The organism is Shewanella inventionis (genome assembly GCF_019931735.1).
GTDB lineage: Bacteria > Pseudomonadota > Gammaproteobacteria > Enterobacterales > Shewanellaceae > Shewanella > Shewanella inventionis.
In genome coordinates this window covers 1189032-1201341 of sequence record NZ_CP082926.1, presented here as the reverse complement: position 1 = coordinate 1201341, position 12310 = coordinate 1189032, and the positions used below count along the sequence as shown (strand labels likewise).

The window sequence follows — 12310 nt, the reverse complement described above, 5'->3', positions numbered from 1 at the left end:
TCAAATTAAGCTTTGTTAATCAAAATGGAACTAACAATCTGTGCTTTACTCTGAATCATTAACTCAGGATTACCGATTTTATTTTTACATTTAATTGGCGATGTCAATTCATTAGTCCGCCAAACCTAATTCCAAATTGATTAACGATATTTAACTTTGAAATCATGCTTTCAATCCCATATTTTGTGTATAGAGTTGAATGCATCTAGGAGCTACCTAAACATGAAAACAAAATTAAGCTTACTTTCTGCAGCATTATTAACAGCATCGCTAACTATGTTTCCCGCAGTGTCTCACTCTGCGATCCCTCAGTCAGTTGATGGTCAGGCACTACCAAGCCTTGCACCTATGTTAGAACGCACCACTCCTGCTGTGGTGTCTGTTGCAGTATCTGGTACCCAGGTTTCAAAACAACGAGTACCTGATGTATTTCGTTATTTCTTTGGCCCAAATGCACCACAAGAGCAAGTACAAGAACGCCCGTTTAGAGGGTTAGGTTCTGGGGTGATCATCGATGCCGCTAAGGGTTACATAGTGACTAACAATCACGTGATTAATGGTGCAGATGACATTCAAATTGGTCTGCATGACGGCCGTGAAATAAAAGCTAAGTTGATTGGGGCCGACAAAGAGTCTGATATTGCCTTGCTGCAAATCGAAGCCAAAAACCTCACCGCAATCAAACAAACTGATTCAGATAATATTCGAGTTGGTGATTTTGCAGTGGCTATTGGTAACCCGTTTGGTTTAGGGCAAACAGTAACATCTGGTATTGTCAGTGCTCTTGGCCGCAGTGGGTTAGGAATTGAAATGCTAGAAAACTTTATTCAAACAGACGCTGCAATTAATAGTGGTAATTCCGGTGGGGCATTAGTCAACTTAAAAGGTGAGCTCATTGGTATCAACACCGCAATTGTGGCACCTAATGGCGGTAATGTTGGCATTGGCTTTGCCATTCCTGCAAACATGGTTAATAACCTAATTGAACAAATTATTGAGCATGGCGAAGTTAGACGAGGAGTGTTAGGGGTTTCGGGCCGAGATCTTGATAACGAGCTTGCCAAAGCATTTGGTTTAGACACTCAACACGGTGGTTTCGTTAACGAAGTCATGCCCAAAAGTGCAGCCGATAAAGCGGGCATAAAAGCAGGCGACATCATTGTGAGCCTTAACGGGCGCAGTATTAAAACATTCCAAGAACTCCGTGCCAAAGTGGCCACTATGGGCGCAGGTGCAGAAGTTGAGTTTGGTATCATTCGCGATGGAGATAAAAAGACCATCAAAGCGACGCTAGGTGAAGCCGATAAAGTAGAAGCAGAAGCTGGCAATGTGCACCCTATGTTGCAAGGGGCAACGCTAGAAGACACCAAAAAAGGAATTGAAATCACCGAAATTGCCCAAGGCTCACCAGCTGCAATGAGTGGTTTACAAAAAGGCGATTTAATTGTGGGTCTCAATCGCAGCAAAATATCGAGTTTAAAGGTATTAAAAGAAGCATTGAAAGAAAATCAAAGTTCTGTGGCACTAAAAATACTGAGAGACAATAATTTACTCTATCTAGTATTACGATAGTCGCTCATGGTTTAACAGCATGGCGATCCACTGTCAGCTGTTGCGTTGCCAATCTTGAGGTGACAGTGAGTGCAATATAAGTTCAACAATTAAGCATCGATGCCCTAGAGCACCGATGCTTAATTTTTTAAGCTATGTTAGTATAAGCCTAATTTTCTTCAACAAATCCTAGGCCATGAACGTTAAAGACACATGTATCTATATAATAAAAGCTGTGGTATTTGGCCTGATCATGGCAGCTGTATTTTTAGTTATCACCTCTTTATTGCCTAATAATTCTCTCAATACTGGCCTGTCTAACGTACACAACGGCGGCTCAGAATTGTCTTTTGCTAAAGCGGTACGTCGCGCAGCACCTGCTGTGGCGAATATATACAGCCTGAGTATCGATCAACGTAATCCATTAAATTCAAGTTCACTGCAAGGTTTAGGCTCTGGTGTGATCATGAGTAAAGATGGTTATGTACTGACGAATTATCACGTAATCAAAAAAGCCGACGAAATCGTTATCGCGCTTCAAGACGGGCGAAAATTCACCTCTGAAGTAGTAGGTTCTGATCCAGTTACTGATTTAGCCGTCCTTAAAATAGAAGGTGATAGTTTACCTATTGTCCCTTACAACCTAAATAACCCTGCTCAAGTCGGCGATGTCGTACTCGCCATCGGTAATCCTTACAATATTGGCCAAACAATTACCCAGGGCATTATTAGCGCTACCGGCCGCAACGGCTTAAGTTCAGGATATTTAGACTTTTTACAAACAGACGCCGCCATTAATGCGGGTAATTCTGGCGGGGCATTAATTGATACCAGTGGTGAGTTGATAGGCATCAACACCGCAGCATTTCAAGTGGGTGGAGACAGTGGCGGAAATGGCATCAGTTTTGCCATTCCGATTAAATTAGCCCATAGCATTATGGATAAGTTAATTAAACATGGCCGCGTGATCCGTGGGGCATTGGGTATTTCTGGCGAGCCTTTAAATCCTGTGGTTGCACAAATTCTTAATCTGCCCGACTTAAAAGGTGTGCTGGTAACAGGCATAGATCCTGATGGCCCAGCAGCCCGAGCACGGTTATCACCAAGAGATGTTATTACGCAATATAACGGTGAAGATGTCCCCGGTGTTGAAATGTTGCTAGACCGCATTGCGGAAACGCCGCCAGGTACCAAAGTGATTATGACCATTATTCGCGAAGGTAAACAACAATCATTGCCTGTCATCATCGCTGAAAAAGCTAACGATCTAGATTAATACCAACCAACAAAAAAGCCATTCATTACACAATGAATGGCTTTTTTATGTGAGCTCAACTTAAGTAAAATAAAAAATTATTTCACCCGAATGACTTCAGCACCAAGGCCCTGGAACTTAGCTTCAATATGCTCGTAGCCACGATCTAGGTGATAGATGCGATCTACGGTTGTAATACCATCAGCCATTAATCCTGCAATCACTAGACTGGCTGAAGCACGTAAATCAGTTGCCATAACTTGAGCACCGTTTAAACGTTCAATACCATGAATAATACAGGTATTACCTTCTAATTCGATATTAGCCCCCATTCGGCTCATTTCAGGCACGTGCATAAAACGATTTTCAAAAATCGTTTCGGTCACTCGGCCAGTACCTTCAGCAAGCGCATTTAACACACAAAATTGAGCCTGCATGTCAGTCGGAAACGCTGGATAAGGCGCGGTTTTAATATTCACAGCTTTAGGACGCTTGCCATGCATATCAAGCTCAATCCAATCTTCACCAGTAGTAATTGTCGCACCTGCATCTTCAAGCTTTAATAATACAGCCTCTAATGCACTAGGATCTGCTGACACACAACGAATTTTACCGCGAGTTACCGCTGCTGCGACTAAAAATGAACCGGTTTCAATACGATCTGGCATCACACGGTATTCACAACCCGATAAACGCTCTACACCTTCAATGGTCAATGTTGCTGTACCAACACCTGAAATTTTAGCGCCCATGGCAATTAAGCAATTGGCTAAATCAGTCACTTCTGGTTCGCGGGCAGCATTTTCTATAACGGTTGTTCCCTCGGCCAAAGAGGCTGCCATTAATAGGTTTTCTGTAGCACCTACACTGACCATATCCATAAAGATATGTGCACCTTTCAGGCGACCATCAACTCGCGCTTTAATGTAACCTTCTTGCACTTCGATTTTTGCGCCCATTAGCTCTAAACCATGCAAATGCAAGTTCACTGGTCGTGCACCAATGGCGCACCCACCAGGCAAAGACACGTCAGCAGTACCATAACGCGCCAGTAGAGGTCCTAATATAAGGATTGAGGCACGCATCGTTTTAACCAGATCATACGGCGCACAATACTCATTTAAATGAGTTGTCGAAATACGCACCCTGCTGTTTTCAAGTTGTTCAACTTCAGCACCTAAGCAACGTAGGAGTTCACAACTGGTATTAACGTCGCGTAAATTAGGGACGTTAGAGACAATAAAATCTGTTTGGGCTAGCACACCCGCCATTAAAATTGGCAACGCGGCATTTTTTGCGCCAGAGATCACTACTTCACCAGCAAGCGGTTTGCTGGCTTTAATTGTTAATTTATCCACTGTGAATCTCAGTATTACATGTTGAAGAGTTTTTCACGCTTCCACTGGGTCGGCGTAAATGTTTTAATCGTTAGTGCGTGCAATTCGCCACTGGCAATCTGCTCTGACAATGGAGCATAAATAGCTTGTTGTTGCTTGACTCGGCTAAGGCCATCAAAGCATTCTCCAACGGCTACTACTTTATAATGGCTACCATCTGAAGTGACGTGAGCCTCTGTCAACGACAAAGCCTCAGTTAATATTTGTTCAATCACCTTGCAATCCATGAAATCTATTACCTTTACTCTAAAGCTGATGTGCAAAACCATGACTTATCAATCATGGCTTACTACACTAATTTTGGCCAAAAAAAGCATCTAAATCATATAGCTCTATCATTTTCATGAGCTGTTCACTGGGGTTAACCAGCTGACGATATGGGCTTTTATCTTCTGTGCCAGGATGAGTTAATTTAACTAATGCCAGTAATAACGCTACGCCAGCACTGTCTACGTATTCTAAGGCGGCCAAGTCTATCACTTGGGTTGAAGCAGTAAACAACTCTTGGCGTTTAGGCCATAATTGTTTGACTTCAACCTGAGTTAATCGACCGCTCACAAAGCATTGTTGCTCTTGTTGAGTAAACTTAATCACGCTGCAGCTGCTTCTTTTTCGGGTTGACGGTCAATTTTCTGCTTAGTTTTGTCGTTCAACATTGAGATCACCGCTTCGATACCTTGTTGACGGATCAAGTTTGAGATCTCAGATTGCTTTGACGCAAGCAAACTGACGCCTTCGGCCACCAAATCGAATGCTTTCCAGGTATTGTCTTTCAAGCGACGAGCTTTAAATTGAACTTTAATCGGTGGACGGCCTTTTTCGATAATTTGTACGTTAACTTCGACTATTTTTTCGTTTTTAAAATCGGTCGCTGGATCAAACTCAACCGCTTGATTGGTATATTCTGTCAATGCTTGCGCATAGGTTGCGACTAAATATCCCTCAAATGCTTCAACAAAACGGTCACGTTGATCTGGAGTGGTGTCGCGCAAATATTGGCCCATCACTTTATAAGCGGCATATTTGTAATCAACGTATGGCATTAATTCTTCATTAACAATCACTTTTAAGTGACTTAAATCGCTATCAATTAACGCTCTATCTTGCTTAAAACGATCAAAGGTTTTATTCGCAACTTGTTTTATCATTTCATACGGATCATTGGTATTGATCTCGTCATTAGCCGCTATTGTGACAGAACTCATAACAGCGCTACCCACCAAACATAAAGCAATTACACGACTAAAAAGTGCTTTCATTATATAGCTCCTATTTATTCTTTAGACGACATGCTGTACAAAAGCTGGCCGATTAAATCTTCTAAAATTAATGCACCACGCGTGTCATGAACTTTATCACCATTAGCAAGCATAGCGATATCATCGTCCATAAAGCCTGGAGTTAAACCTATAAATTGTTCGCCAAGTAGGCCTGACGTTAAAATGGCTAAACTGCTTGTTTCAGGGAACTGATCATAACGTTTATCCATAGTCAAGGTGACTACCGGGATCAACTTGTTAGCATCAAGCGTAATGTCAGTCACACGCCCCACCACGACACCGCCGACTTTCACCGGTGAACGCACTTTTAACCCGCCGATATTATTGAACTCGGCCACTAATGTATAAGTTTGGTCATTTGCTTTCACTTCTACATTGGCAACGTTAAATACCAATACACAAAAAGCCAATAAACCAGACAATAAAAACACGCCTACAAGTAACTCAATTTTCCGTGTCAACATACTCTTAAACCACTTCAATTAAACTAAACAATGAAAAAACCTTAATTTCCGAACATGATTGCAGTGAGCAAAAAGTCCAGCGCTAAAACAGCTAAACTGGCCTGCACAACGGTTGATGTTGTTGCACGGCTAATACCTTCAGGATTTGGTTGTACCTCATAGCCTCTATACAAGGCTATCCAGGTCACAACAACTCCAAAAATTAAACTTTTAATCAAACAGTTAACGATATCTTGTTCCCACTCTACAGACGCTTGCAGAATAGACCAAAATGCACCGCTATCGATTCCTTTCCATTCAACACCGACCAGATGACCACCAAAAATACCCACTAGGCTAAACATAAGCGCCAGTAGCGGCATACTTATCACCCCAGCCCAAAAGCGAGGTGCAATAATTTGCCTTAATGGGTCAATAGCCATCATTTCTAAACTTGATAACTGCTCTGTCGATTTCATTAAGCCAATTTCAGCCGTCAATGCAGAGCCTGCTCGCCCAGCAAACAACAAGGCTGCGACAACTGGTCCTAATTCACGCAGTAAGCTTAGCGCAACCATTGGGCCTAAACTCTCTTCAGTGCCAAACCCCACCAAAATATTGTAGCCCTGCAACGCCAGTACCATGCCAATAAACAAGCCCGATACCAAGATGATCACCATAGAGCGAACACCGAGCACATAAATTTGCTTGGTAAGTAATGGTAAACCTTTTTTAATATTAGGCACCCTAACAATCGCGCCCCACAACATCAAACCAGCACGGCCTAAACCAGAAACCATTTTTAATGCGTTTTTGCCCATATTGGCAATGTTATCAATTACGCCCACGCAATAACTCCTTTTGATAATCCTCGGCAGGATAATGAAATGGCACCGGACCATCAGGTGCGCCTTGGATAAACTGAATTAACTGCGGGTTGTCAGACAAACGAAGTTGCTCTGGTGTTCCGTGAGCAATCACTTTTTTCTCGGCGATAACATAAACATAATCAGCAATACCTAATACTTCATCCACATCATGAGAGACAACAACAGAGGTTAGTTTTAACGTATCTGACAGCTCACGGATCAATTTAACCAACATCCCCATAGAAATAGGGTCCTGGCCAGCAAAGGGCTCGTCATACAGAATCATTTCTGGCTCAAGCGCAATCGCACGGGCTAACGCAGCCCTGCGTTGCATACCGCCAGATAATTCGTTTGGCATCAAGTATGCTGCCCCACGAAGCCCAACGGCTTGTAATTTCATTAACACAATTGTACGAATAATATCTTCGGGTAAACCAGAATGTTCTCGCAAAGCAAATGCAACGTTATCGAATACATTAAGGTCGGTAAACATGGCACCACTTTGAAACAACATACTCATACGTTTACGTAGTTCAAAGAGATCTTCGCGCTTTAATTTATGAACATCATGGCCATCAAATAAAATTTGACCGCTAGTAGGTGTAAGTTGCCCACCTATCAATTTAAGTAAAGTCGTTTTACCAATTCCACTCGGCCCCATAATTGCCGTCACTTTACCTTTCGGTATCGATAACGAAATGTCTTTATAAATCACTCGTGAACCATGGCTAAACGCCAAATGGTTTATTTCAACCAAAGGGGAATTATTTGAATTACTCATATCAGGCATCGGTGTTGTAGAGATAACAGCCTTCCTTAGAAGAAGATGAAGCGCAAATTGTACTGTAATTGTCCATTAAGCTACAACTATATCCATATAACCAATGCTCATTGCTCATACAATTAATGTGCAATGCTTTCAATTTAGTGAAAATCCAGCGAAAATGCCCGCTAATTACTTACTATTATAGGGATCACATGCTAGTTAATATCTTAATGTTAATTGCAGGCCTTGCAGTGTTAGTTTGGAGTGCTGATAAATTTGTTTACGGCGCAGCGGCATTTGCACGTAATTTAGGTTTACCCCCCATGCTCATTGGATTGACTATTGTCGCAATGGGTAGTTCAGCCCCCGAAATGTTTGTTGCGGCAACTGCGTCAATGGATGGTATGCGCGATACGGCTATTGGCAATGTGTTAGGTTCAAATATTGCTAACATAACATTAATTTTAGGTCTAACCGCCTTACTGGGTGCAATCAGTGTCGGTTCTCAAACCCTTAAACGTGAAATACCTTTAATGTTAGCCGCAACTGTTTTTGCAGGTTATAACCTACATGATGGCTTATTAACTCGTACTGAGGGCATACTGCTCGCGATACTATTTGTTGCAGTAATGGGCTACTTCATTTGGCAAGCCACTGGTAATAAAAGCCCAGACGCAATGGATGAAGAATTGGAATCAGAGATCCCTAAAAACGTCCCAACCTTTCATGCTATCATTTGGATAATTGTTGGTATCATATTGTTACCACTATCAGCAGGTTGGATGGTTGATGGCGCTGTAGGAATTGCAAAATTTTATGGCTTATCAGATTTAGTCATCGGGTTAACCATTATTGCTGTTGGCACCAGTTTGCCAGAACTTGCAGCTTGTATTGCTGGAGTATTGAAAAAAGAAGACGATTTAGCCATCGGCAATATCGTCGGTTCTAATTTATTTAACATTTTAGCGGTACTTGCCATACCAGGGCTGATTGCACCGGGCGTGATCGATGCACAAGCTAGCGGTAGAGATTTCTACATGGCATTAGGTACAAGTACAGCATTAGCCGTTTTAGTGTTATCAACAGGCGCCAAAAAGCAACTAACCCGTTGGCATGGTGTCCTATTATTAGTCACCTTTATTGCGTACCAAATTGCTGTGTTTCAATCCCATTAAGTTGGAGCATAAAGGTTAAGTATTAAACAAAAGAGAGACACGCATGGTAGATCAAACGCAGTTTCGCCTATGGGGCCGCAAGGTCATCGATATCGAGAAAGCAGCACTGGATAATTTATACCAATATGTTGACTCAGTTGAATTTGCTCAAGCCTGTGATCTTATTTTGCAGTGCAAAGGCAAAGTCATTGTTATGGGCATGGGAAAATCTGGCCATATTGGCAATAAAATCTCAGCCACTTTTGCCAGTACAGGAACCCCAGCGTTTTTTGTACACCCAGGCGAAGCCAGTCATGGCGATTTAGGCGCACTCGATAAAAATGACATAGTACTTGCTATCTCTAATTCAGGCGAGTCGAGCGAAATTTTAACCCTACTTCCAGTGATACAACGAATGGGGGTGCCCGTAATTGCCATTACCGGTAAACCTGAGTCTAATATGGCACGGTTAGCCAAAATCCATCTTTGTATTGAAGTAAAAGAAGAAGCTTGCCCACTTGGATTAGCGCCAACCTCCAGCACAACAGCCACCTTGGTTATGGGAGACGCATTAGCAATTACCTTGCTGCAGGCCAAAGGGTTTACCCGTGACGATTTTGCCCTATCTCATCCGGGTGGCGCATTAGGCCGTAAATTGCTATTAAAAGTTGAAGATATTATGCATCTCGGTGAGCGTTTGCCCATCGTAAGCGATGATATCTGCATTACTGAGGCGTTATATGAGATCTCTAAAAAAGGCTTAGGTATGACGGCCATCGTTGATAAATCCAACACCCTAGTGGGTATTTTTACCGATGGAGATTTACGACGCATCATAGATGCTGAAGTCAACTTACGCACCACCCCTATTTCGCAAGTCATGACCAAAAATTGTGTCACCAGTCCAAGCGGCATTTTAGCAGCACAAGCGCTGCAAATTATGGAAGCAAAAAATATTAACGGACTGATTGTCGTAAACCAACATCATCAACCTATCGGCGCACTCAATATGCTCGATATGGTTAAAGCAGGAGTTATTTAACCATGTCAGACACAATGATTCATCAAGGATTTTACGGCCCCATCAGCGACGATATTTGGCAACGTGCTAAAAAAATCAAACTGCTGATTTGCGATGTAGACGGCGTTTTTTCTGACGGCAGAATTTATTTAAGTAATGCAGGCGAAGAATTAAAAGCATTCCACACTCGTGATGGTTACGGCGTACGCTCCGCACTCACCAGCGGTATTCATGTTGCCGTGATCACAGGTCGTAAATCCAAAATTGTTGAAACCCGCATGACAGCTTTGGGTGTGCAACATATCTATCAGGGTATTGATAATAAATTTGAGCCATTTGAAGCATTATTGTCTTTATATAATGTCACGCCCGACGAAGTGGCCTACATTGGTGACGACATGGTTGATTTGCCAGTAATGAAAGCGGTGGGTCTTGCTGTTTGTGTTGCAGATGGTCACCCCTTTGTAAAACAACATTGCCATATGACCACCAGTATCAATGGTGGCCATGGCGCTCTGCGTGAGCTCACCGATCTACTCCTCCTCAGCCAAGACAAATTTGCTGGCGCCCATGGTATGAGTATATGAACAGAGTCACCATAGGGATTACTGCTTTTTTTGGCCTTGCACTTGCGCTGTACTGGCAAACACAAGTGAAACGTAGCGAAATGGATGCGATTCAAGTTGTGGGTGTCGAACGCCCAGACTTTATCGCTGATGACCTTAAAACGACCGAATTCAACGCGCAAGGTTTTATAGAAAGTAAAGTGACTGCAAAACACATGGAACACTACGCTTCGAGTGACATCACCCATTTTACAGAGCCAGTTTATTTAATTTACCCAGAAAATGGCAAAGCCCAATGGCAACTCAGCGCAGATAGAGGTCAATTAAATAAACAAACCAATCAGGTCAGCTTAGAAAATAATGTTATTATCGACGCCATAGATATCGAAGAGCCTTTACAGTCATTAACAACGCAAGCTGTCGCCCTTGATTTATCAACCATGATAGGCAGTTCACAAGATATGGTGTATATCAAAGGTAAAGGGTTTATGATTCAAGGTTTAGGCCTACATGCTGACTTGAATTCGCAAAAATTATCGCTACTAAGCCAAGTAGAAGGAACATATGAGTCACAATAAACGACATCGCGCCAATGCCGCTGTGCTATTGAGTGGTTTACTTTGTATGCTGAGCATGCCAGTAATGGCCAAACAAGGTGATCTAAAGCAAGAGCTAAAAATTGCTGCGGTGAGCCAGTCTGCCGACATTAAAAACAATCAAATCGTCTTTAACGGCCCAGTTACTGTTGTGCAAGGTACAATTAACATTAATGCCGATGAGCTACGCGCTTTTACACCAGAAAATAGCGCGTCAAAACGCCTAATCGCCACAGGCAAACCAGCAACGTTTTCTCAAGAATTAGATGATGGCAAAATCGGTACAGCCAGTGCTAACGAAATCAGCTATGACCTTGCCACAACCACGCTAACCCTAACCGGTAATGCTAAACTCGACCAAGCTGGCAGCCAGGTAACGGGCAACCTGATTAAATACAATATTAAAGCCCAGGAGCTCATCGCTGAAAGCACGGGTAAAGGCCAAGATCGTGTTATCACCATTATTCAGCCTGAAAACTTCCAAGACGAGTCAGCACCTAAACAAAAGCTGCCCGAGATCCCAGTTAACAAGCAGATTAAACCATGACCCAAATTACCCTAACCGCTGAAAACTTAGCCAAAAGCTACAAAGCTCGCCAAGTCGTAAAAGACGTAAGCTTAACTGTTAAAACGGGGCAAATAGTAGGTTTATTGGGCCCAAATGGCGCCGGTAAGACAACAACGTTTTATATGGTTGTTGGATTAGTTAAAAGCGATAAAGGCCGTATTTTAATCGATAACGATGATCTAACATCAGATCCAATGCACCTAAGAGCCCGCAAAGGTATTGGCTATTTACCGCAAGAAGCCAGTATTTTTCGTAAACTCACCGTGCATGACAATATCATGGCCGTGTTACAAACGCGCAAAGAACTCAGTAATGATGAGCGCATTGAGCAGCTTCAACACCTTCTTGAAGAGTTTCACATTACCCATATTCGCGACAGCCAGGGTATGTCGTTATCGGGTGGTGAGCGTCGGCGTGTAGAGATTGCCCGAGCATTGGCTGCCAACCCCAAATTTATTTTACTTGATGAGCCCTTTGCCGGTGTTGACCCTATCTCTGTTATCGACATTAAAAAAATTATTCAACAGCTTAAAAGCCGTGGTTTAGGGGTACTTATCACCGACCATAATGTGCGCGAAACACTTGACGTATGCGAGAGAGCTTACATTGTAAGTCAAGGAAATTTAATTGCAGAAGGCACACCTGATGAGATCTTGAGCAATCAACAAGTTCGAGCTGTGTACTTAGGTGAACAATTCAAGCTATAGTTAAGTGATAAGTCTTTTAACCTATCTAATTCATTGCGTTGAACGATACCGAAATAGCGTTATATGACACCGACGTATGTGGCAATCCACTACAGTTATCGAAATTATTATTTTTATGGAAATCATCTAGGGATAAG

At 42.5% G+C, this 12310-nt stretch carries 15 protein-coding genes; 8 read left to right on the top strand and 7 right to left on the bottom strand.

All coding sequences use genetic code 11. From position 1 onward, the window contains the following. The first annotated feature begins 222 nt into the window (after positions 1-222). On the top strand, positions 223-1572 hold the full coding sequence (degQ, locus tag K8B83_RS05530) for a Do family serine endopeptidase DegQ (RefSeq protein WP_188736364.1): 1350 nt from the start codon (positions 223-225) through the stop codon (positions 1570-1572). Between the two features lie 175 nt (positions 1573-1747). Next, entirely contained in the window at positions 1748-2827 is a 1080-nt protein-coding gene (degS, locus tag K8B83_RS05525) for an outer membrane-stress sensor serine endopeptidase DegS (RefSeq protein WP_188736362.1), read from the top strand. Positions 2828-2904: 77 nt separating this feature from the next. Here the strand turns inward: degS and murA are convergent, their stop codons facing one another. The 7 genes from murA to K8B83_RS05490 all read right to left on the bottom strand — a co-directional run bounded on the left by murA (position 2905) and on the right by K8B83_RS05490 (position 7585). After that, positions 2905-4164: a UDP-N-acetylglucosamine 1-carboxyvinyltransferase gene (gene murA, locus K8B83_RS05520; RefSeq protein WP_188736360.1), complete on the bottom strand. Its 1260-nt coding sequence runs from the start codon at positions 4162-4164 to the stop codon at positions 2905-2907. 14 nt (positions 4165-4178) lie between these two features. Continuing rightward, positions 4179-4430 (bottom strand): BolA family protein, encoded by a 252-nt coding sequence (locus K8B83_RS05515; RefSeq protein WP_160052686.1) that lies wholly within the window; start codon positions 4428-4430, stop codon positions 4179-4181. Between the two features lie 67 nt (positions 4431-4497). Continuing rightward, the gene (locus K8B83_RS05510) at positions 4498-4797 is read right to left on the bottom strand and encodes an STAS domain-containing protein (RefSeq protein WP_188736358.1); all 300 of its coding nucleotides are present in this window, start codon (positions 4795-4797) and stop codon (positions 4498-4500) included. Beyond that, positions 4794-5408, bottom strand: a complete 615-nt coding sequence (locus K8B83_RS05505) for an MlaC/ttg2D family ABC transporter substrate-binding protein (protein ID WP_373284858.1) — start codon at positions 5406-5408, stop codon at positions 4794-4796. Before K8B83_RS05505 ends, K8B83_RS05510 begins: the two co-directional genes overlap by 4 nt. Positions 5409-5476: 68 nt before the next feature. Beyond that, positions 5477-5947, bottom strand: coding sequence for an outer membrane lipid asymmetry maintenance protein MlaD (gene mlaD, locus K8B83_RS05500; protein WP_188736354.1), 471 nt, complete (start codon positions 5945-5947; stop codon positions 5477-5479). A gap of 41 nt (positions 5948-5988) precedes the next feature. Continuing rightward, the gene (gene mlaE, locus K8B83_RS05495; RefSeq protein WP_373284857.1) at positions 5989-6747 is read right to left on the bottom strand and encodes a lipid asymmetry maintenance ABC transporter permease subunit MlaE; all 759 of its coding nucleotides are present in this window, start codon (positions 6745-6747) and stop codon (positions 5989-5991) included. A gap of 13 nt (positions 6748-6760) precedes the next feature. After that, entirely contained in the window at positions 6761-7585 is an 825-nt protein-coding gene (locus K8B83_RS05490) for an ATP-binding cassette domain-containing protein (protein WP_373284852.1), read from the bottom strand. 188 nt (positions 7586-7773) lie between these two features. On the opposite strand from K8B83_RS05490, the gene K8B83_RS05485 reads away from it, so the two are divergent. From K8B83_RS05485 to lptB, 6 genes are read left to right on the top strand one after another with little or no spacing between them, the layout of a single operon-like run. Continuing rightward, positions 7774-8736 carry a calcium/sodium antiporter gene (locus K8B83_RS05485; protein ID WP_188736348.1) on the top strand — a complete coding sequence of 321 codons (963 nt, stop codon included), beginning with the start codon at positions 7774-7776 and terminating at the stop codon, positions 8734-8736. Between the two features lie 43 nt (positions 8737-8779). After that, positions 8780-9757 (top strand): KpsF/GutQ family sugar-phosphate isomerase, encoded by a 978-nt coding sequence (locus tag K8B83_RS05480; RefSeq protein ID WP_188736346.1) that lies wholly within the window; start codon positions 8780-8782, stop codon positions 9755-9757. Between the two features lie 14 nt (positions 9758-9771). After that, positions 9772-10323, top strand: coding sequence for a 3-deoxy-manno-octulosonate-8-phosphatase KdsC (gene kdsC, locus K8B83_RS05475; protein ID WP_188736519.1), 552 nt, complete (start codon positions 9772-9774; stop codon positions 10321-10323). Continuing rightward, a complete protein-coding gene (lptC, locus tag K8B83_RS05470; protein WP_188736344.1) occupies positions 10320-10880 on the top strand; it encodes an LPS export ABC transporter periplasmic protein LptC in 561 nt (186 codons plus the stop codon). Before kdsC ends, lptC begins: the two co-directional genes overlap by 4 nt. Continuing rightward, positions 10867-11445: a lipopolysaccharide transport periplasmic protein LptA gene (lptA, locus tag K8B83_RS05465; protein WP_188736342.1), complete on the top strand. Its 579-nt coding sequence runs from the start codon at positions 10867-10869 to the stop codon at positions 11443-11445. The genes lptC and lptA overlap by 14 nt, the downstream gene beginning before the upstream one ends. Further along, the gene (gene lptB / locus K8B83_RS05460) at positions 11442-12173 is read left to right on the top strand and encodes an LPS export ABC transporter ATP-binding protein (RefSeq protein WP_188736340.1); all 732 of its coding nucleotides are present in this window, start codon (positions 11442-11444) and stop codon (positions 12171-12173) included. Before lptA ends, lptB begins: the two co-directional genes overlap by 4 nt. Positions 12174-12310: the final 137 nt, after the last annotated feature.